Genomic DNA, 21,053 nt, shown 5'->3' on the forward strand with positions numbered 1-21,053 from the left:
CTAACGCAACGCTGACTTTTCATTACCTAACCTTCATATTTCCTTCATTTTCTTTCTGTTATAACCGGTTATACTTGTCTATATCTCAGCATTTTCAATTAATTCAGCGTTATAGCTCAACTATATAGGCTGCTTCAAGTGAGCATAAAAATGGTATTCGAACTCAAGCGATTATTACGCCCGTTACCGCTGATTACGATAGCGGTTATCGCTGTTGGTGGAGCGATACTTTATTATCATTATTCATCTACCGATAACGGCAAACCTCAAACGTCCGTCAATAACGGACGTCGTAATATGCCCCAACCGCCAGTTCAGGTTGCCACTGCACTTCAACAGGAGATTCCCCGCTATCTCAGTGGTCTGGGCACCGTTACCGCGGCCAATACAGTGACCGTCCGCAATCGGGTTGATGGGCAAATTATGGCGATTCATTTTAATGAAGGGCAAGAAGTTAAAGCTGGCGATTTACTGGTTGAAATCGATCCCCGCCCTTTTCAGGTTCAACTGACGCAGGCCGAAGGGCAACTCGCGAATATGCAGGCAACCTTGAGTAATGCCAAACGCGATCTCAGCCGCTATCAAAAACTGATTCGTACCAATATGGTGTCACAACAACAGTTAGATACCCAAATTGCCCTGGTCAAACAAACGGAAGGAAGCCTAAAGGCTGCTCAGGGTGCCGTTGATAGTGCTAATTTACAGCTAACATACAGTAAAGTTACGGCCCCAATTTCCGGACGAGTGGGTCTAAAGTTAGCTGATGTTGGCAACTATGTAACGAGCGGTGACAGTACCGGTTTAGTGGTCATCACTCAAACTCATCCCATCGATGTGGTTTTTAATCTGCCGGAAACCACCATTAGTAATATCTTACCCGCTTATCACAGCGGTACTCCATTAACGGTTGAAGCCTGGGATAGGGAAAATAAACGGCTGATTACCCGCGGTAACCTGCTCAGTATGGATAATCAGATCGATCCCACCACTGGGACGATAAAATTAAAGGCTCGTTTTAGTAACGACGATAACATGCTGTTCCCTAATCAGTTTGTTAATACTCAGATAAAAGTTGATACGATAAAAAATGCCGTGGTGGTACCCACCGCTGCGATTCAGACTGGTAATAATGAAAACTTTGTCTGGTTGGTCGATCAGCAGAATAAAGTCAGTAAACAACCGGTTATCGTCGGTTTCCGTTCTGGTGAATTGACCGTTATCGATAAAGGCATTGAGACTGGACAACGGGTGATCACTGACGGGGTAGACCGTTTGAAACAAGGCGTGCAGGTTGAAGTGGTTACGCCTGAGTCCCTGAAAACATCCAAACCTGCCAATCTACGCCAGCAACAGGCCGCAACCAAATGAGTACTCAAGATATTCCTCCTTCAGGCGGAGGTCCTTCCCGACTCTTTATCTTAAGGCCTGTTGCGACCACGCTACTCATGATTGCCATCTTGCTGGCTGGGATTCTTGGGTATAAAACGCTGCCAGTCTCAGCCTTACCTGAAGTTGACTATCCAACAATTCAGGTCGTGACCCTTTATCCAGGCGCCAGCCCGGATGTCACCACATCGGCCATTACTGCGCCATTAGAGCAACAATTGGGGCAGATGTCAGGATTGAAACAGATGTCATCACAGAGCTCTGGTGGCGCTTCCGTGATAACCCTGCAATTCCAGCTTGAACTACCTTTAGATGTTGCTGAGCAAGAAGTTCAGGCGGCCATTAATGCGGCCACCAACCTGCTGCCCAACGATTTACCCTATCCGCCGATCTACAGCAAGGTTAACCCTGCCGATGCACCAATATTAACCCTTGCCGTTACATCGGATGCCCTACCAATGAGTCAGGTGCGGGATATGGTCGAAACCCGCATTGCCCAGAAAATATCTCAGGTTTCCGGGGTCGGTCTGGTCAGTCTATCAGGGGGGGAACGCCCCGCCGTCAGAGTCAGCCTGAATCCTCAGGCTATGGCCGCTTATGGGCTGGATAGCGAAACCGTCCGCGCTGCCATTACCAGCGCTAACGTGAATACCGCCAAAGGGAGTTTTGATGGACCAACTCGCTCGGCTACGCTCTCGGCTAACGACCAAATGAAATCGCCGGAAGACTATCGACAACTGATTATTTTTTATCAGAACGGCGCACCTATTCGCCTGAAAGACATTGCCAGCGTTGAGGAAGGTGCGGAAAACACTCAACTGGCTGCTTGGGCTAACCAAAAACAGGCGATTATCCTGAATATTCAGCGCCAACCCGGTGCAAACGTGATTACCGCCGCAGATGGCATCCGCAATATTTTACCTCAGCTCACCGATAGCTTGCCCCACTCTGTCAACGTTCAAGTATTAACCGATCGTACCGTCACCATTCGTACCTCGATTAGCGATGTACAGTTCGAACTCTTACTGGCGGTGATTTTAGTCGTGATGGTAATTTATCTGTTCTTGCGTAATCTACCCGCCACGATAATTCCCAGCGTCTCAGTGCCGTTGTCATTAATAGGTACTTTTGCCGTGATGTACTTTCTCGGCTTCTCGATTAATAACCTGACGCTTATGGCGATGATTATCGCCGCCGGTTTTGTGGTTGATGACGCGATTGTAGTGATTGAGAATATTTCCCGCTATATCGAGCAGGGAGAAAAGCCGCTGAATGCCGCGCTGAAAGGCGCTGGCGAAATTGGCTTTACGATTATCTCCCTCACCGTTTCGCTGGTAGCAGTTCTGATTCCACTGCTGTTTATGGGGGATGTCGTCGGTCGTTTATTCCATGAATTTGCCCTAACCTTGACGGTGGCCATTCTGATTTCAGGTATTGTGTCCCTCACCTTAACGCCAATGATGTGTGCACGTCTGTTAAGTCATGAATCTCTACGTCAACAAAATCGTTTCTCATTAGCCTGCGAACGTTTTTTTGAACGTATTATTAACGGCTATGGTCGTTATCTGACCGTAGTATTGAGACATCAATGGCTCACCCTTTCCGTGGCTGGCGGAACACTGGCCTTAACCATTTTACTGTATCTGTTTATCCCTAAAGGCTTCTTTCCTTTACAGGATAATGGCTTGATTCAGGGCTCCCTTGAAGCGCCTCAATCGATTTCATTTTCAGCCATGGCTAAACGCCAGCAGGAAGTCTCCGCCATTATTCTGCAAGACCCGGATGTTGAAAGCCTCTCTTCCTTTATCGGCGTAGACGGTAGCAATGCCACCTTGAATAACGGCCGTTTGCAAATCAACCTGAAACCATTGAGCCAGCGTAGTGCTCGAGCACCTGAAATTATCGAGCGTTTACAGCATAATGTGCAGGCCGTTCCCGGTATCACCCTCTATCTGCAACCAGTGCAGGATTTAACCATTGAAGACCGCATCAGTCGTACTCAGTATCAGTTCACACTACAAACCATGTCGCTTGAGCAATTAAGCCTCTGGGTGCCTAAATTACTGGAACGACTCAAGCAACTGCCGGAGTTAACCGATGTCACCAGCGATTGGCAAGATCAGGGTTTAGTTGCCTATGTGAATGTCAATCGAGATGATGCCAGCCGCTTAGGCATCAATATGACCAGCATTGATAACGCCTTATATAATGCTTTTGGTCAGCGACTGATCTCAACAATTTATACTCAGGCCAACCAATATCGCGTTGTTCTGGAACAAACTATTGATAAAGAACGATTATATGACGCTTTTGATAACATTTATCTGAAGAATAGTGCTGGGCAATCCATCCGTTTAACCAGTATTGCCAAGATTGAAGAGCGTTTGGGCCCACTTTCGGTTAACCGGATATCCCAGTTCCCATCCGCGACTATCTCTTTTAACCTGCCAAAGGGCGCGTCTCTGGGTGAGGCAACCAAAGCCATTACTCAGGCAGAAAAAGATCTGAACTTCCCAACGGATATCACGACACAGTTTCAGGGAGCCACACTGGCATTTCAGGCCTCTCTCAGCAGCACCCTTTGGCTGATTCTTGCCGCCATTGTCACCATGTATATTGTGTTGGGAGTACTGTATGAAAGCTTTATCCATCCGGTCACCATTTTATCTACTCTGCCAAGTGCCGGTGTCGGTGCTTTACTGGCACTGATCCTGTCAGGACAGGAACTGGATATCATCGCGATTATTGGCATCATCTTGCTGATCGGTATTGTGAAAAAGAACGCCATCATGATGATCGACTTTGCTCTTGCTGCCGAACGGGAACAAGGCAAAAGCCCTTACGATGCGATTTATCAAGCCTGTCTGCTGCGCTTCCGCCCTATTCTGATGACCACCATGGCCGCACTGCTTGGTGCATTGCCCTTAATGTTAAGTACCGGAATGGGCGCTGAATTACGTCAGCCGCTGGGAATTTGTATGGTTGGCGGTTTACTGGTAAGTCAGGTATTAACCCTGTTTACCACCCCAGTGATCTATCTGATGTTCGATCGCTTTAGCCGCAATAATAAGCCGGTAGCGCCACGCGCTGAAACCACCGAGGCAGGCGTATAACATGAAATTTTATGCCCTGTTTATCAACCGCCCGGTAGCCACAATCCTACTGACGTTAGGCATTATTCTCAGTGGTCTTATTGGTTTTAAACTGCTGCCGGTTTCACCGTTGCCTCAAATTGATTTCCCGGTTATCTCCGTTAGCGCATCGCTACCCGGTGCATCACCGGAAACCATGGCTTCCTCCATTGCTACGCCTTTAGAGCGTTCCCTTGGCACCATTGCTGGCGTTAACGAAATGACCTCCAGCAGCTCGCTGGGCAGTACTCGCATCATTTTGCAGTTTGATATGGATCGTGACATCAACGGTGCCGCTCGTGATGTACAAGCCGCTATTAACGCCGCGCAAAACTTGTTACCCAGCGGAATGCCGTCAAGGCCGACTTATCGCAAGGCCAATCCTTCCGATGCGCCGATTATGATTCTGACATTAACCTCAGACGTCTATAGTCAGGGAGAATTGTACGACTATGCATCGACCCAGTTAGCACAAAAGATTTCTCAGTTGGAAGGCGTTGGCGATGTATCCGTCGGCGGTAGCTCCTTACCGGCAGTTCGCGTTCAACTCAATCCTCAAGCCCTATTTAATCAGGGCGTATCACTGGATGCGGTACGAAACGCCATTAGCCAAGCCAACGTACGTAAACCCCAAGGTTATCTCAAACTGGATAGCCAAAACTGGCAAGTTCAGACCAATGATGAAATTAAAGCGGCTGATGACTATCGCCCTATTATTGTCCATTACAATAATAATACCCCGGTTAGATTAAGCGATGTAGCGACCGTAACCGACTCGGTACAGGACGTACGCAATGCCGGTATGGCCAACGGTATTCCGGCCATTCTGATTATGATTCGGCGCTCTGCCGATGCGAATATTATTGATACCGTTGACCGCATTCGAGCCGAGATGCCCGAGCTGCAATCCTATATTCCTGCATCGATTAATCTGGCGATTGCTCAAGACCGCTCGCCAACCATCCGCGCTTCGTTATCTGAAGTAGAACGCGCGTTAGCCATTGCTGTCGCGCTGGTAATTTTGGTGGTGTTCCTGTTCTTACGTTCTGGTCGCGCTACCCTGATTCCCGCCGTTGCAGTGCCGGTTTCATTGATCGGTACCTGTGCCGCCATGTATATGCTGGGATTCAGTCTGAATAATCTGTCATTAATGGCTTTAACCATCGCGACAGGTTTTGTGGTTGATGATGCCATTGTGGTACTGGAGAATATTTCCCGCCATATTGAGGCTGGGATGAAACCCTTTGATGCCGCACTAAAAGGCGTGAGCGAGGTTGGTTTTACCGTACTCTCCATGAGCCTGTCATTAGTGGCGGTATTTATTCCGTTGCTCTTTATGAGCGGCCTGCCAGGACGACTGTTTAGTGAGTTCGCAATTTCCCTTACGGTAGCTATCGCTATCTCTCTGGTGATTTCCCTGACCTTAACGCCAATGATGTGTGCCCGATTACTAAAAGCACGCAATCCGCAGCATCCACGGCCATCGGTGGGTTTCGGCCGGGTTATTCTGGCCCTACAGCAAAGCTATGCTCGTTCCCTCAATTGGATACTGAATCATGCGCGTTTAGTGCTTGTGGTATTTATCAGCACCGTGATACTCAATATCTGGCTGTATATGAACGTCCCAAAAACCTTTTTTCCTGAGCAGGATACCGGTCGATTAATGGGGTTTGTTCAGGCTGATCAAAGTATTTCCTTCCAGTCGATGAAGAAAAAGATGGAAACCCTGATGAAAATCGTCAGCAGCGATCCGGATGTTGATAATGTCACCGGATTCACCGGAGGTTCACGCACTAACAGCGGCTCGATGTTTATCTCTCTCAAACCACTCACTGAGCGAAAAGATACGGCTCAGCAAGTGATTAACCGACTGCGCGGCAAATTATCCCAAGAGCCTGGCGCCAGCCTATTTCTAATGGCGGTACAAGATGTACGAGCCGGAGGTCGGCAGTCCAATGCCGGTTATCAATATACGCTACTGTCTGATGATTTGAACACCTTACGCCAGTGGGAACCGAAGATACGCACCGCTTTCGCAGCCCTACCGGAATTGGCCGATGTTAACTCTGATCAACAAGATAAGGGCGCTGAAATTGCCATTATCTACAATAGAGAAAGCATGGCGCGATTAGGTATTGATGTATCGGATGCCAATGCGCTGCTGAATAATGCCTTTGGACAACGACAAATTTCAACCATCTATCAACCGCTAAACCAATATAAAGTGGTGATGGAGGTGGCGCCGCAATATGCTCAGGATCAGAGTGCATTAGAGAAAATGTTTGTGATTAACAAGGAAGGTAAATCCATTCCCCTGTCCTATTTTGCCCAATGGATGCCGTCCAATGCCCCGCTTTCGGTTAACCATCAGGGACTTTCTGCCGCCTCCACCGTTTCGTTTAATCTGGCTGACGGTTACTCACTTTCAGAAGCAACCAACGCCATTGAACGTACCATGACGGCATTAGGCGTACCGAACACCATCAGAGGATCGTTTGCCGGTACCGCGCAGGTGTTTCAGGAGATGCTCAGCGCTCAAATTTTCCTGATTATTGCCGCTATTGCCACCGTGTATATTGTGTTGGGTATTCTATATGAAAGCTATATCCATCCATTAACCATTCTCTCTACACTCCCGTCGGCGGGCATCGGAGCAATACTTGCGCTGGAGTTGTTCAAGACGCCATTTAGTCTGATCGCCTTAATCGGCATTATGCTGTTAATCGGATTGGTAAAGAAAAATGCCATCATGATGGTCGATTTCGCTCTGTCGGCTGAACGGCAAGGTCATTTAACACCGCGTGAGGCGATTTTTCAGGCCTGTCTGTTACGTTTTCGCCCTATTATGATGACAACTTTGGCGGCTATTTTTGGCGCGATACCTTTGGTATTAGGCAGCGGCGACGGTGCTGAACTCCGTCAACCGTTGGGGATCACCATTGTTGGTGGTCTGGTGATGAGCCAATTAATAACCTTGTATACCACACCGGTGATTTATCTCTATTTTGACCGTTTGAGCCAATGGTTTAAACGTCGCCGTGTATCAAAGAGCTTGGTTCACCGCACATTTTCCAACTGATAATAATAATGATTCCGATTAGAATGGTGAGAATATCAGCAGGGGCAGAATAAAATGAAGAATTCAACAACGGGTGTGCGCTGGCAACTGTGGATTGTGGCACTGGGATTCTTTATGCAATCTTTAGATACTACGATTCTTAACACCGCACTACCGTCAATGGCCCAGAGTTTGAATGAAAGTCCATTGCAAATGCAGTCAGTTATTGTTGCCTATATTTTAACCGTCGCGGTGGGTTTACCGGCCAGTGGCTGGCTGGCCGATCGTATTGGGGTAAAATGGGTATTTCTGTCGGCCATCGTACTGTTCACGCTAGGCTCGTTGCTCTGCGCCCAGTCGGAAACGCTGGCCGAACTGGTTCGTTCCCGCGTAATTCAGGGAATTGGTGGAGCGATGATGGTTCCCGTCGGTAGGCTGACGGTAATGAAAATTGTTCCTCGTGAGCAGTATATGGCCGCCATGACCTTTGTCACCCTGCCCGGTCAGGTGGGTCCATTAATGGGCCCCGCTCTGGGTGGTTTTCTGGTGGAATACGCCAGTTGGCACTGGATTTTTCTGATTAATATTCCCGTCGGTATTATCGGGGTGCTGGCAACGCTCTATTTTATGCCTAATTACAAAATGCCGCCGCGCCCGTTTGATCTTATCGGATTCGGCTTACTGGCCATTGGTATGGCAACCATCACCCTATCTCTGGATGGACACGCCGGCTTGGGTCTAGCTCCTGCAACTATTCTGCTGCTATGCGCCTGTGGCATTAGTGCGCTGGGAATTTATTGGTTATATGCCCGGCGAGCAAAAGCGCCGCTGTTTAACCTAGCGATGTTCAAGATCCCCACCTTCTCTTTGGGTTTAAGCGGAAGTTTACTGGCTAGAATTGGTAGCGGAATGATGCCATTTATGACCCCGTTGTTTCTGCAGGTCGGTCTGGGATTTACCCCATTGAACGCCGGACTCATGATGATTCCGATGATTATTGGCAGTATGTGTATTAAACGGCTGGTGGTGCAAATTGTGAATCGTTTTGGCTATCGCGCCGTTCTCAGTATTGCTACGCTGGTCTTACCGGTGATTACCTTGTTGATTCCTATCGCCGGTATATTGGGCTGGTACTGGCTGCTGCCGTTTATTTTATTCTTTTTAGGCGTGACCAATGCAGTACGTTTTTCCACCATGAATACGCTAACCCTGAAAGACTTACCCGATGAGTTAGCCAGCGGTGGTAACAGTCTGTTATCTATGGTCATGCAATTATCTATGAGCCTTGGTGTCAGCATTGCTGGTATTTTGCTGGGCGTTTTCTCCGTGCACCAGATTAATGTCGGTAGCACAGATATCCAAATGGCGTTCCTGTATACCTACTTATGTATTGGCCTGCTTATGCTGATACCTACCTTGGTGTTTGCTCGGGTTCCGAAAGATGAAGCCAAAAACCTGACGCTGGGGTCTCGACGAAAAAAGGATAAAAATGCCTAACCACCACGGAAACCGCACCTGATGAAAATAGGGATCACCGGTAAACTGTTTTTTGCCATTCTGGCAACCTGCATGCTGATACTCATCACCATGAACTGGGGTACACGTATCAGCTTTGAACGAGGATTTACCGATTATATTCGTTCCAGTAATGAACAGCGTCTGAACCTATTGAGCCATGCCTTAGCAGAGCGTTATCGCCATGAAGGAAACTGGCGCTTTATACAGCGCAATGAAAAGGTGATCTATCAGTTATTACGTTCATTTGAGCAAAATGACGACCAACGTGATGAAGCACCGCTTCCCCCTCAGGGATGGCGTGCCCCGTTCTGGATATTTGATACCCAGGGACGCATGTTGGCCGGCTCATCTCATCCCGTTCCGCAACAGGCTAACCGTAAAGCCATTATGCTGGATGGTGAAGCTATTGGCTGGATAGTTGGAATGCCCAGCGAAAAATTAACCCGCAGTACCGATATTAATTTCGCCAAACAGCAAAACCGTACCAGTTGGATTCTGATTGGCCTCTCCACGCTATTGGCGGCTATTGTTACCCTGTTGGTTTCCCGCAGTTTACTCTCGCGAGTGAAACATTTGATGGCCGCCACTCACCATTTGGCCGCCGGGGATTTCTCAGCCCGCGTTCCGGTAACCAGTCGAGATGAATTGGGCACTTTGGCTAATGATTTTAACCAACTCGCCAAAACGCTGGAAAAAAATGAGCGAATGCGCCGAGCGTTTATTGCCGACGTCTCCCATGAACTCAGAACTCCGCTGGCAGTATTACAGGGTGAGTTGGAGGCACTGGAAGATGGTGTCAGGCAGCTCACCCCAACATCTCTGCATTCGCTACAGGCTGAGGTGCGCTCCCTGACTAAGTTGGTTAACGATCTGCACCAGCTCTCCCTTTCCGATCTCGGTGCCCTGACCTATAGAAAGAGCAATCTTGACGTTATTGCACTACTCAATCTGGCTATTGCGGCCTATCGTGGGCGCTTTGAAAATAAAGGCCTGTCAATTGAGGTAGAGCTACCGCCGAGCGCGATGCTATTTGGCGATCCGGATCGCTTATCTCAGCTATTTAATAATCTACTGGAAAATAGCCTGCGTTATACCGATGCGATGAATAACCACACCAGTGGAAAACTCAAAATCTCCGCTAGCCAGACGAAAGACCAGCTCTTATTACTCTGGCAAGACTCTGCTCCCGGCGTAACCGATGAGCAATTGGAGCAAATTTTTGAGCGCTTTTATCGCACCGAAACCTCACGTAATCGGGCCAGCGGCGGCTCTGGCTTAGGGTTATCTATTTGTTGGAATATAGTCGATGCTCACGATGGCCAGATCAGCGCAACACATTCGCCTTTAGGGGGACTGGAAATTAAACTATTCTTACCTTTAGCCTCAGATACCAGCACGCTATGACTATGGTTGAAAATTTATCATTATCCGGCACAGATCTACCGCCGATATTAATTGTCGAAGATGAACCCAAACTCGGCTTATTGTTGGTTGATTATCTTCAGGCCGCCGGATATCAAACCTACTTAATCGCCAATGGGCTTGAAGTGGTTGACTATGTTCGCCAATTTCCACCATCGCTGATTTTACTGGACTTGATGTTGCCCGGCATTGACGGTATTAGCCTATGCCGGGAAATTCGTACCTTTTCTGATGTTCCCATTGTGATGGTTACCGCTAAAACGGAAGAGATAGACCGGCTTTCAGGTCTGGAAATCGGAGCAGATGACTATATCTGTAAACCTTATAGTCCTCGGGAAGTGGTTGCCCGAGTGAAAACGATTATTAAGCGCTGCTATCAGGCTCCACGGCTGATTCCCAAAACGCCTCAAGAGATACAGCTGGATGAGTCACAGTTTCAGGTGCGTTATAACAATATGACCTTGGATCTCACCTCAGCCGAGTTTCGCTTATTGAAAACGCTATTATCCCATGCTGGGCAGGTATTAACCCGGGAGTCATTGCTGGATAATCTCTATAATGACTATCGCGTCGTCACCGACCGAACCGTCGACAGTCATATCAAAAACCTGCGCCGTAAACTGGAAGTATTTGCCCCAGAAAAAACATTTATTCGCTCAGTTTATGGTTTAGGCTATCGCTGGGAGGGGTAAATAGATATTATCTGGGGTCATTTAATGGAGCAATATAACAGGAGTTATTGGTTTAATGAGTTCAGCAATCCGAATATCCTTACTGACTTTGGCTATTGGTGCCTTATATTTTCCTGCTGCGAATGCTTCAGAAAGCTGCCCCATCACCAAAGAAACCAATAACAATAATCATCTGGCTCTGCTCAGCATCCCTTCCTTCAATCATGCTCGTGAAATTGAAACCGTTACTGAACGGGATAATACCGGGTCATTTTACTATTTTAAGTTTAACTATGATCGCTGCGGACAGTTGCAATCTATGTATGCTCAAATTTCCAAAAATGAGCAACGCTTTAGAATTGATTCATTCTATGATGTCCGCAAAACCGCCGATGGCTGGAAAAATAGTTACAACGTCACGTTAATTGGTCTAAATAAACTGTTGTATGCCCGGGAAGGCAATATCCTTTATGGCGTCAATCAACAGGGGTTGATTACCCACTCTACCGATAGCTTTATTTCCGGCGGTGAAGGGAAAGTGGAGCAAGGCGTTACCAATGGCAGCTATACAATTGATGATCTTAATCGCATGGCCTACAGTCAACTTACCGGCAGTGATGAAACCGTCAACGGTGAATACCGATTCTTCTATAACGCCAATAATATGCCTTCTTTTCTGACGACCCCTTCCGTTAACATCTCTTACTTGTATGATGCCCAAAATCGCAATAATAGAATGATAGAAACAACGGTGTCTCCCTACTATCTTGGCAATAAGCTGACCGACTGTACTGAGTGGAATAGCCAGAATGACTGTACCCGTTCAGTTTCCCGTGAAATAGAGTTGTTCCCCACCTATGCTATTGACCGCCAAACGACACTGCGTTCAACCTATAGCTATTGGTCAGATTAAAGGATAACGACGCCAATACGCTATTGCTCTTGGGATGAATAACGTTTCCGCCATTGCCATTCGCCCTGACCAAGTCTACAATTCCCGCCCTGGGAATTACCCCAACGTTGTCCCCCTTGGGGACGACACTGACTTGTGATCAGACAAAGAGAAATCAATATGTTCAAACCGGAATTACTTTCTCCGGCCGGTACGCTGAAAAACATGCGTTACGCCTTTGCTTATGGCGCAGATGCAGTTTATGCCGGTCAGCCTCGCTACAGCCTGCGGGTACGCAATAACGAATTTAACCATCAGAATCTGGAACTCGGTATTAACGAGGCCCATGCGTTGGGTAAAAAATTCTATGTGGTGGTAAATATTGCCCCGCATAACTCCAAGCTAAAAACCTTTATTCGCGACCTGACACCGGTAGTGGAAATGGGGCCTGATGCCCTGATTATGTCCGATCCTGGACTGATTATGATGGTGCGTGAAGCCTTCCCTGATATGGATATTCACCTTTCTGTTCAGGCGAATGCCGTCAACTGGGCCACGGTGAAATTCTGGAAACAGATGGGGCTGACTCGGGTGATCCTGTCTCGCGAGCTCTCTTTAGAAGAGATTGAAGAAATTCGCCAGCATGTACCAGAGATGGAACTGGAAACCTTCGTTCATGGTGCTCTGTGTATGGCCTATTCCGGCCGTTGCCTGCTTTCCGGCTATATCAATAAACGCGACCCTAATCAGGGAACCTGCACCAACGCCTGTCGTTGGGAGTATAAGGTTGAAGAAGGTAAAGAAGATGACACCGGTAATATCGTGCATATTCACGAACCGATTCAAGTCAAAAACGTTGAACCTACGCTAGGTGCTGGCGCGCCAACGGATAAAGTGTTTATGATTGAAGAAGCCATGCGTCCGGGCGAGTATATGAGCGCCTTTGAAGATGAGCACGGCACCTACATTATGAACTCCAAAGATCTACGCGCAGTCCAGCACGTAGAGCGCCTGACTCAATTAGGCGTACATTCATTAAAAATTGAAGGCCGAACTAAATCCTTCTATTACTGTGCCCGTACCGCGCAAGTCTATCGCCGAGCTATTGACGATGCGGTTGCCGGTAAACCCTTTGATGAATCACTGATGAGCACACTGGAATCCTTAGCCCACCGTGGCTATACCGAAGGCTTCCTACGCCGCCATGTGCATGATGAACACCAGAATTATGATTACGGTTACTCTATTTCCGATAGCCAACAGTTCGTTGGGGAATTTACCGGTGAACGCCGGAATGGTTTAGCTGCGGTTGATGTAAAAAATAAATTTTCCGTTGGTGACAGCGTAGAGATGATGACGCCTCAGGGCAATGTCCACTTCACGATTGAAACTATGGAAACCGTGAAAGGTCAGCCAACCGACGTTGCACCAGGAAATGGACATGTTGTTTATCTACCGGTGCCAGATGATATGAATCTGGAATATGCTCTGTTAATGCGCAATCTGGGCGCTAATAGTAATACGCGTAACCCGCATAGTGCATAAGATCTAATTTTTACCATCAAAGTTGATAAAAAATCGGCTTTAATTGTCAATTATTAGAAACAGATCACATCTATTAGCAAAAAAATGGACTACTATCTCAGTCCTAAAGATTAATAACTAGTTGTGTTCCTATTATTCATTTAATAGAAACCACCTCCTTACCAGTCCAATCTCCCTTGGGCTGGTTTCTTTTTTTTAGCCCTCGTAAACCTACTTCCCGCTCAATATTTACAACAATCCTTTTCTTTTTATTTGATAGCCGGTTTCAGAAATAATTATCAGACTTAGCTTAACCGTGAGTTTCACGGCTATCCTGCGGCGCCTGCTCCCGTTCAAGCATGCCATAGTCGCGTACCACGCCAGCGATCCTTAATCGATAATCGTTAAAAATTGATTTTCTACCGGCTATCTGAGCCTGTCGGTGCAACTCCAGATCGCGCCATTGTGCTACTGCCTCTTCATCACGCCAAAATGAAAGAGAAAGCAGCTTGCCCGGTTCAGAAAGACTTTCGAATCGCTCAATTGAAATAAACCCGTCAACCTCACTCAGTAACGGTTTTAATCCAGCAGCAAGATCGAGGTATGTCGATTTCTGCCCCTCTTTAACCTGTACTTCAAAGATAACTGCGATCATAAATAATGCCCTTTATTGTTAACGCCATAAAATGCGGTAATACACTAAACTTGAGTCATTGAATGAAAATCATCTTAAATGAAAAGCGAAGAAGGGTCATTACAGGATAAGCACTAAAAATGGGATGACCCTAAAGTCATCCCAAAATAAAGGAATAGATAATTCAAAAATGAGGGAGAATTAAAAATGATGAAATTTAGCTATCTTTAAGCTGATCTTGAACTTTGCTGATGGCATCAAGCGCGCACTGTTGGTCAAGATGACCGCCTGGTGCACCACCAATACCAATAGCGCCAATCGTTTGTGTACCCACTTTTATCGGCACGCCGCCAGCGACTAACAAGAAGCCCGGAATATCACGTAAGTTTTGAGCACCGGCATTAGCCTGTGAATTTTTAGTCACATCATCCGTCGCGGTCTTAGTCGAGAGTGCGGTAAACGCTTTCATCCGGCTGGCTTCAACCGTATGTGGGCCGGCATTGTCCATACGTTTTGTGATTTTCACCACCCCAGCCCGATCCACGACAGTCACGGTAATATTGTAATTATTGGCGCTACAAGATTGAATGGCGTGTTGCGCCAGTTGATCGGCCAATTCAAGAGAGAGGTTTTTCTCATTCAATACACCACTGGCAAAGCTGGGGGAAGCAATACTACTGCTCATCAATACCGCAGCGAATAGCAAACGTTTCTTCATAGATTTGTACCTTCTCATAGACAATACAATGGATTAGTTCATATCTATAAAATAGGCAGAGTACTGACATTAAGCAATTCGCTTAATTACCTATTAGCCTAGGTATTTTTACTTAGTCATCAAAGAAAGCGGCAGCGTACCATAGGCTTTTATCAATTTTGCCAATGAATTAATCTCTAACTTAGTGAATATATTGGCGCGGTGAGCTTCAACCGTTCGGGGAGAAAGATCCAAATATTTAGCGATTTCTTTGTTCGACTGTCCTCCCATAATCAAGCGAAGAACGTCATTTTCACGGGTTGAAAGCGTATTGATCTTGGCGGTTAAATCAGCATTTTTTTCCCGATGCTCCCCTAAAATACGCTGCTGTTCCATGGCTGCCCCCACCGTCTCAATCAACAAATCCGCATCGATGGGTTTGGTGAGAAATTCAAATGCCCCATTTTTAAAAGCCCGGCGACACAAGTCGATGTTGCCGTGCCCGGTCATAATAATCACCGGTATTTCCAGCCCATACTGTTGGCACTCTTCCAACAAGGTCATCCCGGTTTTTCCTGGCATTCGGATATCCAGTAACAGGCAGCCCGCTAAAGTGCTTAATTCCCCCATTTGCTGTTGGAAATCCAGTACGCTGCTATACGTTTCAGTTTGCCAACCAACGGTACCTAATAATGCGCTAAGCGAGCAACGAATGGCCTCATCGTCGTCAATTAGATAAATACGCTGTTCCATTAATCAAACCTCATGCGGATTAAGAGGAAGCCATACGGTAAAGCGCGCTCCCTGCCCCTCAATATTCTCTACTTTGATATGACCATTGAGACGCTGTACCAAGGTCTCCGTTAGCGTCATTCCCAAGCCTAACCCATCCACTCGGGTGGTATAAAAAGGCATAAATACTTCCTGTAGTGCCTGTTCGGAGAGTCCCGAGCCTCCATCCGTTATCGTTAGCGTAATGCCTGTACCTGATTGCCAGGCATTGACCTCTACCCAGCCGGAAGCCATTGATAGTTGAGCCTGAATAGCATTGGTTAAGATATTATGCAGAATTTGCTCAACCCCGATAGGGTCAGCCAGTAACTCAGGTAACGTTTCGGACATCCGATTCACAATCGTGATTTTTCCACTCCGCAGCTCTTTCTCCAACAGCATAACTACCCGTAACCAAATCTGATTAAGCTGAACCGGCTGTAACGCCGCCTCATCATGGGTCAATTTTTGCCGCAGCTGTTGCAATAAGGCGTTAATCCGTTTGATCTGTACCACGCTGGCATCAAGTAATGGCGGTACGCCCTGAGTCTGCTGTTGCTGAATTAAGCGTACGGCAGCCTCGTTATAGCTTAACGCTGCCGTTAACGGTTGATTAAGCTCATGGATAATCCCGGCTGTAATTTCTCCCATGGCATTTAAACGGGTTAATTCAGAAAAATGAGCACGTAAGTTGGCAATATCATGCTGATGTTTATTGGCTCGATATTTATTAATAAAATAAACCATAACCGCCCAAAACAATGAGGATATCAAGATCATTAGCCAAGGTAAGTCCCCCCAATTAGGGTTATTCCCGACGGATAAATTAAACGGTTGTGATTGACTGACTAACGTTTTATTCCATTGCCAATAAGCATTTGATTTGTCAGCGCCCTTTTCGATCAGGGGAACGCCATCCCAGCTTAAACTGACCTGCTGAAAATACTGAGTTTGTGGCAAGTCGGCGATGAGCGTATTAATATCAATGAGTAACGAAAAACGCGGTGCGTTCAGCCAATAAGTGCCATGACCAGCAGGTGCCAGCGTCTTCTCCGGCCGAATGTCTGAATGTTGCTGCCAGCGTAAAATCTGTGGAAACTGCTGCTGGATCCGTTCAAAACTGCTGGAGGCTGACATCAGAGAAAGAATAGCATCATGCTGAGAGAGTTTTACCGCGATATCACGATAAAGAATGCGGAATTCCGCGCTTTGTTCTTCATACTGTTGTTGCAAAGCATAGATACCCCATCCGCAGCCTGAGATAATTGATAAAACTAGCCAGATGACGATCTTCTGCATAATGATTCCATGTAATCATTGAATTGATGTGAATATATCGCCTAACGTTCCCGCTATTCTTGGTACTAAACCGTACGACGCCCCTCTTTTAAAGCCGCCACTATAGCAGTAGAAAACTCAGCTAACCGAGTTTCTCATGTCAGAAAAAGGAAAAATAATTCAGTATCAGACTAAAGCTAAAAATCCGATCCGGCAATATTAAGCGCTATACTGCTTCTTATTTTTTCTTATCTCACGACGTTAAGGAAAGTTTATGGCCAATTTATCCTCTGCCTTTGTCATTCTAAATGGTAAAGGGGCTAATCACCCCGATGTTCGTATGGCTATCAAACACTATAGAAAAAAGGGATACCCGCTGGAAGTCAGAGTGACCTGGGAATATGGTGATGTTGCCCGCTACGTTAATGAAGCTTGCAATTGTGGCTCATCGCTGATTATTGCCGGAGGCGGCGATGGCACAGTGAATGAGGTTGCCAGCGCGATCGCTAGCCTAAAACAAGCGATAAAACCCCGTCTGGCTATTTTACCCTTGGGAACTGCAAATGACTTCGCCACCTCCTGTCATATTCCGCTGAAGCCAATATCCGCATTAGAACTGGCACTAACGACGACCGCAATCCCCATTGATATCGCGGTGGTGAATGAACGACATTTCTTTATTAATATGGCCACCGGTGGATTTGGCACTAAAATCACCACGGAGACGCCAGCAAAGCTAAAAGCGGCTCTGGGTGGTTTTTCCTATCTGCTACACGGTATTGCTCAAGCAAACACATTAAAACCGGAGAGTTGTACAATCACGTCAGATGATTTCAACTGGAGCGGCGAAGCGCTGGTAATTGGTATTGGCAATGGCCGCCAGGCTGGAGGCGGTCACGCTATCTGCCCCGAAGCAAAAATTAACGATGGTCGATTACAGCTAACCATCTTAATGAATGATGAATCTTTACCAGCCCTGCTATCCAGCCTGATTGACGGTAAGAACAGTAACCACATTATTGAAAAATCACTCTCTCATCTGAATATTTCATCTTCACAGGAGATGATACTCAATCTGGATGGCGAACCACTAAAGGGCAACAGCTTTGCCATTAAAATCCTTCCCTCAGCGATTCTCTGCCATCTACCTGAAAACTGCCCGTTATTGACACAATAAGATTATTTGGTGACATCGTCACGTAATCGAGCCAACACTAACTTAAAGCACTCATCAACCAAAGGCGTTGATGAGCTTTGTGTGGCCCGCATTAGAGCAATTGACCGATTCATCTGAGGCTGTTGCAACGTTAAAACCACCAATTCAGGATCGCACAGCGTGGTGGTATACAGTCGGGGTAAAATCGCCACCGCCAGCTTAGAACGCACTAACCCGTATAGCGTCTCCAAAAAATCCACGTGGTAGTAAGCCTTTAGCGGCAAGCGATGGGTTTCCGCCATAGAGGCAACCATTCTGCTGATGTTTCCTTTGGAAAATAAGGCAATATGACGCGCTACCAGCATACGCCAGGGAATATGCTGTGACTCAGCTAACGGATCGTCCTTACGAGTAATCGCCACAAATTCATCTTCCAATAACGGATAAATTTCAAGCGTGCCGGGAACGCTACTATCCAAGGCCCCGATACCAAAATCCAATGCCCCAGATTCCAGCCCGGTTAACAACCCATCATTGGTCCGATCGTGGAACTCAACCCGCAACGTTGGAAACTGCTCGGCAATCAGCTCCGGAATCGAGGGGAAAATTAATGAACTCACTGAAGGTACCAACCCTATCTTGACCGTTCCATCACCACCCTCGACCACAATACGCTGAATATCATCAAATGCGCTATGGGCAATATTCAGCAGTCGCTCTGCATGGGGAAGTATCGCCACCCCTAATTCCGTTAATGTAAGCGCCTGAGCCGTACGGTGAACCACCTTCCCACCCAGCACAGTTTCAATATGACGAATGGCGCTGCTTAACGCCGGTTGGCTAATCGCCAACTGATTAGCCGTATCGGTAAAATGGCGCAGCGAAGCCAGCGTAACGAAATATTGAATTTGTTTTAGTGATAAAGCCGGCAAACGACGCCAGGGTTCAGCCATAGTAACAACCTCGGATAATAAGCCGATAAAAGATAATCATGGTTTAGAAAAAGGAAAACGTTTGCTTTACTATAATTTTTAGTTATAGCCCTATAAATTTATTCACCTGTGCAAACGCTGCCAACCCCCCTACATTACCAGAATACTGCGATTACAGGATGCTTTATGTGTACTTCAAACACCCCTAAACAAACACCAGTTCGCCGCCGAGCGGTCAATGCAGCACTGGGACAGGCTCCTTTTGATCTACTACTGATTAACGGTCAAATTGTCGATATGGTAACCGGAGAAATCCGTCAGGTCGATGTGGGAATCGTCGACCATCTGATTGCCAGCGTTCATCCGCGCGGACAGTTTTCTCAGGCTGAGCAGATTCACGATCTGAACAATCAATTTCTCAGCCCCGGACTGATTGATACCCATGTTCATCTGGAAAGCTCTCACCTTCCAGCCGATCGCTACGCTGAAATCGTAGTTGCTCAAGGTACCACCACCGTATTTTGGGATCCCCATGAATTAGCCAATGTACTCGGCCTCGACGGTGTGCGTTATGCTATTGAGTCCAGCCGAGATCTGCCGTTACGTGTCATCTGTGCAGCACCATCCAGCGTTCCGTCTACGCCAGGACTGGAAATGTCTGGGGCTGATTTTCGCGGTGACGAAATGAACACCATGCTGAGCTGGCCTGAAGTCGCTGGTGTGGCCGAAGTAATGGATATGCACGGCGTTCTGCACGGCAGCGATCGAATGATCGAGATTCTGGAAGCCGGTTTAGCCAGCGGTAAAATTATTGAAGGCCATGCCCGCGGACTCAGCGGTGAACGATTACAGGCCTATCTGGCCGCCGGGGTCACCTCCGATCATGAGTTAACTTCCGCCGCTGACGCACTGGAAAAACTCAGAGCCGGTTTAACGTTAGAAATTCGGGGTTCCCACCCTTACCTGCTACCAGAAATTGTTGAAGCCCTAAAAAGCCTGCCTCATTTATCTTCACAAATAGTTCTGTGTACCGATGATGTTTCACCAGACATGCTATTAGAAAATGGTGGCATCCTTCAGTTAGTTCGCCTACTGGTCAGCCATGGCTTGCCGGTTACCGATACATTAAGGATGGCGACGCTCAACGGTGCAATTCGACTACAGCGTCCTGATTTAGGCTTAATTGCTGCCGGAAGAACCGCTGATTTAGTGGTTTTTGACAGTTTAGAGACGCTGGAACCCAAGGCCGTCTATGTGCAAGGTAAACACGTTGCAGCAGAACGACGCATGTTGGTACCGGTAAAGGCCAATGCGAGCGTATCAGCACCGCGAGATACTATCCGTTTAACGCCTCGTTGCCAGCAGGACTTTGAGTTAAGCATTCCTAATGTAACTCATGGTAAAGCCCGCTTAAGAATCATTAAAGGTGCCCGTTTTACTCAATGGAGCGAAATCACCGTTGATGTCAGAAACGGTATCGCCGTTCTGCCCGCAGGCTATAGCATGATCTATGTTCAGCATCGTCATGGTAAACACCAGTTAGCGGGACAACTTGCCATTCTGGAAGATTGGGGAGAAATGAAAGGCGCGATTGCGACTACCTATTCTCACGACTCCCACAATTTAGTGGTTATCGGTCGTACCCCAGACGATATGATGTTAGCGGCCAATACCTTAATTGCCAGCGGCGGTGGTATGGTGCTGACGCAAAACGGCAGCATTCTGTCCCATGTTGCCATGCCTATCGCCGGTATGCTCTCGGATGCCGAACCGGCCATCTTAGCCAGAGACTTTAAAGCCCTGCGCGATCTCAGTGCTCAGGTAGCTGAATGGCAACCACCTTATCGGGTATTTAAAGCGATTGAAGGTACCTGTTTGGCCTGCAACGCCGGACCTCATTTGACCGATCTTGGCTTAACCGATGGTTCAACTCGCGAAATTGTTGAACCACTGATTGAGGCATGGTCAACGGAAACTGATTAA

Annotated in this window: 15 protein-coding genes; 10 read left to right on the forward strand and 5 right to left on the reverse strand. The window is 47.1% G+C overall.

Annotation, left to right across the window (positions count from 1 at the left end; all coding sequences use genetic code 11):
• The first annotated feature begins 150 nt into the window (after window positions 1–150).
• From BMZ28_RS10505 to trhP, 8 genes are all read left to right on the forward strand, one after another.
• Window positions 151–1,368, forward strand: coding sequence for an MdtA/MuxA family multidrug efflux RND transporter periplasmic adaptor subunit (locus BMZ28_RS10505; protein WP_074822998.1), 1,218 nt, complete (start codon window positions 151–153; stop codon window positions 1,366–1,368).
• Window positions 1,365–4,499, forward strand: coding sequence for an MdtB/MuxB family multidrug efflux RND transporter permease subunit (locus BMZ28_RS10510; protein ID WP_074823001.1), 3,135 nt, complete (start codon window positions 1,365–1,367; stop codon window positions 4,497–4,499). Before BMZ28_RS10505 ends, BMZ28_RS10510 begins: the two co-directional genes overlap by 4 nt.
• Before the next feature lies 1 nt (window position 4,500).
• Entirely contained in the window at window positions 4,501–7,596 is a 3,096-nt protein-coding gene (gene mdtC, locus BMZ28_RS10515; protein ID WP_074823004.1) for a multidrug efflux RND transporter permease subunit MdtC, read from the forward strand.
• Window positions 7,597–7,650: 54 nt separating this feature from the next.
• Window positions 7,651–9,072, forward strand: coding sequence for a multidrug transporter subunit MdtD (gene mdtD, locus BMZ28_RS10520; protein WP_047780923.1), 1,422 nt, complete (start codon window positions 7,651–7,653; stop codon window positions 9,070–9,072).
• 21 nt (window positions 9,073–9,093) lie between these two features.
• Complete coding sequence (baeS, locus tag BMZ28_RS10525; protein ID WP_047780922.1) at window positions 9,094–10,497, forward strand: envelope stress sensor histidine kinase BaeS; 1,404 nt, start codon at window positions 9,094–9,096, stop codon at window positions 10,495–10,497.
• A 2-nt stretch (window positions 10,498–10,499) separates the two neighbouring features.
• Complete coding sequence (gene baeR, locus BMZ28_RS10530) at window positions 10,500–11,207, forward strand: envelope stress response regulator BaeR (protein WP_373876058.1); 708 nt, start codon at window positions 10,500–10,502, stop codon at window positions 11,205–11,207.
• Window positions 11,208–11,262: 55 nt separating this feature from the next.
• Window positions 11,263–12,099 (forward strand): hypothetical protein, encoded by an 837-nt coding sequence (locus tag BMZ28_RS10535; protein ID WP_074823007.1) that lies wholly within the window; start codon window positions 11,263–11,265, stop codon window positions 12,097–12,099.
• Between the two features lie 159 nt (window positions 12,100–12,258).
• A complete protein-coding gene (trhP, locus tag BMZ28_RS10540) occupies window positions 12,259–13,623 on the forward strand; it encodes a prephenate-dependent tRNA uridine(34) hydroxylase TrhP (protein WP_047780919.1) in 1,365 nt (454 codons plus the stop codon).
• A 289-nt stretch (window positions 13,624–13,912) separates the two neighbouring features.
• On the opposite strand, the gene BMZ28_RS10545 is transcribed toward trhP, so the two are convergent.
• The 4 genes from BMZ28_RS10545 to BMZ28_RS10560 all read right to left on the reverse strand — a co-directional run bounded on the left by BMZ28_RS10545 (window position 13,913) and on the right by BMZ28_RS10560 (window position 17,003).
• A complete protein-coding gene (locus BMZ28_RS10545; RefSeq protein WP_047780918.1) occupies window positions 13,913–14,257 on the reverse strand; it encodes an antibiotic biosynthesis monooxygenase family protein in 345 nt (114 codons plus the stop codon).
• A gap of 196 nt (window positions 14,258–14,453) precedes the next feature.
• Window positions 14,454–14,954, reverse strand: a complete 501-nt coding sequence (locus BMZ28_RS10550; protein ID WP_074823010.1) for a GlcG/HbpS family heme-binding protein — start codon at window positions 14,952–14,954, stop codon at window positions 14,454–14,456.
• Between the two features lie 108 nt (window positions 14,955–15,062).
• On the reverse strand, window positions 15,063–15,686 hold the full coding sequence (locus BMZ28_RS10555; RefSeq protein ID WP_074823012.1) for a response regulator transcription factor: 624 nt from the start codon (window positions 15,684–15,686) through the stop codon (window positions 15,063–15,065).
• 3 nt (window positions 15,687–15,689) lie between these two features.
• Complete coding sequence (locus BMZ28_RS10560; RefSeq protein ID WP_074823015.1) at window positions 15,690–17,003, reverse strand: sensor histidine kinase; 1,314 nt, start codon at window positions 17,001–17,003, stop codon at window positions 15,690–15,692.
• 253 nt (window positions 17,004–17,256) lie between these two features.
• On the opposite strand from BMZ28_RS10560, the gene yegS reads away from it, so the two are divergent.
• Window positions 17,257–18,159 carry a lipid kinase YegS gene (gene yegS, locus BMZ28_RS10565; RefSeq protein WP_047780914.1) on the forward strand — a complete coding sequence of 301 codons (903 nt, stop codon included), beginning with the start codon at window positions 17,257–17,259 and terminating at the stop codon, window positions 18,157–18,159.
• A 2-nt stretch (window positions 18,160–18,161) separates the two neighbouring features.
• Here yegS and BMZ28_RS10570 read toward each other — a convergent pair whose 3' ends face one another.
• Entirely contained in the window at window positions 18,162–19,091 is a 930-nt protein-coding gene (locus BMZ28_RS10570; protein ID WP_074823019.1) for a LysR family transcriptional regulator, read from the reverse strand.
• A 165-nt stretch (window positions 19,092–19,256) separates the two neighbouring features.
• On the opposite strand from BMZ28_RS10570, the gene BMZ28_RS10575 reads away from it, so the two are divergent.
• Window positions 19,257–21,053, forward strand: a complete 1,797-nt coding sequence (locus tag BMZ28_RS10575) for an adenine deaminase (protein WP_074823024.1) — start codon at window positions 19,257–19,259, stop codon at window positions 21,051–21,053.

Source organism: Pragia fontium DSM 5563 = ATCC 49100, assembly GCF_900112475.1.
Lineage (GTDB): Bacteria > Pseudomonadota > Gammaproteobacteria > Enterobacterales > Enterobacteriaceae > Pragia > Pragia fontium.

What these genes read in the sequence shown, in the direction of transcription:
- BMZ28_RS10535 (WP_074823007.1), top strand. Translation starts at nt 11,263, where the DNA reads ATGAGTTCAGCAATCCGAATATCCTTACTGACTTTGGCTATTGGTGCC.
- mdtD (WP_047780923.1), top strand. Translation starts at nt 7,651, where the DNA reads ATGAAGAATTCAACAACGGGTGTGCGCTGGCAACTGTGGATTGTGGCA.
- baeR (WP_373876058.1), top strand. Translation starts at nt 10,500, where the DNA reads ATGGTTGAAAATTTATCATTATCCGGCACAGATCTACCGCCGATATTA.
- trhP (WP_047780919.1), top strand. Translation starts at nt 12,259, where the DNA reads ATGTTCAAACCGGAATTACTTTCTCCGGCCGGTACGCTGAAAAACATG.
- BMZ28_RS10550 (WP_074823010.1), bottom strand. Translation starts at nt 14,954, where the DNA reads ATGAAGAAACGTTTGCTATTCGCTGCGGTATTGATGAGCAGTAGTATT.
- yegS (WP_047780914.1), top strand. Translation starts at nt 17,257, where the DNA reads ATGGCCAATTTATCCTCTGCCTTTGTCATTCTAAATGGTAAAGGGGCT.
- BMZ28_RS10510 (WP_074823001.1), top strand. Translation starts at nt 1,365, where the DNA reads ATGAGTACTCAAGATATTCCTCCTTCAGGCGGAGGTCCTTCCCGACTC.
- BMZ28_RS10570 (WP_074823019.1), bottom strand. Translation starts at nt 19,091, where the DNA reads ATGGCTGAACCCTGGCGTCGTTTGCCGGCTTTATCACTAAAACAAATT.
- BMZ28_RS10560 (WP_074823015.1), bottom strand. Translation starts at nt 17,003, where the DNA reads ATGCAGAAGATCGTCATCTGGCTAGTTTTATCAATTATCTCAGGCTGC.
- baeS (WP_047780922.1), top strand. Translation starts at nt 9,094, where the DNA reads ATGAAAATAGGGATCACCGGTAAACTGTTTTTTGCCATTCTGGCAACC.
- BMZ28_RS10505 (WP_074822998.1), top strand. Translation starts at nt 151, where the DNA reads ATGGTATTCGAACTCAAGCGATTATTACGCCCGTTACCGCTGATTACG.
- mdtC (WP_074823004.1), top strand. Translation starts at nt 4,501, where the DNA reads ATGAAATTTTATGCCCTGTTTATCAACCGCCCGGTAGCCACAATCCTA.
- BMZ28_RS10545 (WP_047780918.1), bottom strand. Translation starts at nt 14,257, where the DNA reads ATGATCGCAGTTATCTTTGAAGTACAGGTTAAAGAGGGGCAGAAATCG.
- BMZ28_RS10575 (WP_074823024.1), top strand. Translation starts at nt 19,257, where the DNA reads ATGTGTACTTCAAACACCCCTAAACAAACACCAGTTCGCCGCCGAGCG.
- BMZ28_RS10555 (WP_074823012.1), bottom strand. Translation starts at nt 15,686, where the DNA reads ATGGAACAGCGTATTTATCTAATTGACGACGATGAGGCCATTCGTTGC.